The sequence below is a fragment of the Mitsuaria sp. TWR114 genome (assembly GCF_007997345.1).
On the sequence record NZ_VOSR01000400.1, the window covers coordinates 1 to 1,020 of the forward strand.

The 1,020-nt window shown below is 68.9% G+C and carries 2 protein-coding genes; one reads left to right on the forward strand and one right to left on the reverse strand.

Annotation, left to right across the window (positions count from 1 at the left end):
• The coding region (locus tag FUT87_RS15015; protein WP_147241536.1) for a hypothetical protein at nt 1-335 on the reverse strand (335 nt) is incomplete at its 3' end.
• A gap of 163 nt (nt 336-498) precedes the next feature.
• Between FUT87_RS15015 and FUT87_RS15020 the strand changes: the two genes are divergently transcribed.
• Nucleotides 499-1,020 (forward strand): branched-chain amino acid ABC transporter substrate-binding protein (locus tag FUT87_RS15020; RefSeq protein WP_147241537.1); only part of this gene is annotated, 522 nt, incomplete at its 3' end.

The following is a 1,020-nucleotide window of genomic DNA, read 5'->3' on the forward strand; positions in this document are numbered from 1 at the left end:
ATCGGTGTCGATCGCGCGTCGCAGCCGATGCCGGCGGCGATCATGCGGCGCGCGTAGCGGCGGATCAGGCGGTTGACCAGGCCCTGCGGCGGCAATGTGCGCAGGCCCACATAGCGGCTCGGATGCACCAGCATGCCGCAGCGGTACTGGCGGTCGGCGTCGGACCACACCAGCGCGCGACAGGCGCCTTCGCGCTTGAGGCTCACCAGCATGCCGAGCGGGCAGGGCTCGGCCAGGCAGCACACCCCGCAGCCGTTGCAGGGCGCGCCGACGGCGGGCTTGGGCGGGGCCTCGGGCTGGATCCAGATGACGCTGCCGGAGAGGGGGCGGACCATGCGCCACTGTAGACGTGCCGCGTGCGTGAGGGCGGTCGTCGTGTCGCGCACTTCGGTGCGGTTGTCGGCCGGTACCGGCGTCTTTACGTAGACTCGCGTTTCCCCTATCGGGGAAGACCCCTCCCGGGAATCGATCCCGGGAAGACCTTACCGAGGAAGACCCATGAAGAAGATCTCGTTGAAGTGGCTGGTGCTGGCCGCCGGCCTGGTGGCGCTGGGCGCCCAGGCGCAGGAGCGCGTGCGCATCGGTTTCATGAGCCCCATCACCGGCCCGCAGGCCGGCTACGGCACGGACAACCGCGACGGCGCCGCGTTGGCCATCAAGGAACTCAACGCCAAGGGCGTGAAGATCGGCGGCAAGCCGGTGATCTTCGAACTCGATGTCAACGACGACGTCGCCGACCCTCGCCAGGGCGTGCAGGTGGCGCAGGCGCTGGTGGACAAGAAGGTCCGCTTCGTGCTCGGCCCGTACAACTCGGGCGTGACCATGCCGGCCTCGCGGGTGTTCTCCGACGGCGGCGTGATCGTGCTGACGGTGGCCTCCAACCCGCGCATCACGCAGCAGCCCAATCAGTCCAACCTGTTCCGCATCGGCGCGACCGACAACCAGCTCGGCGCAAAGATGGCCGTCTATGCGGCGCAGGACCTGAAGGTCAAGACCGTCGCGGTCATCGACGACCGCACC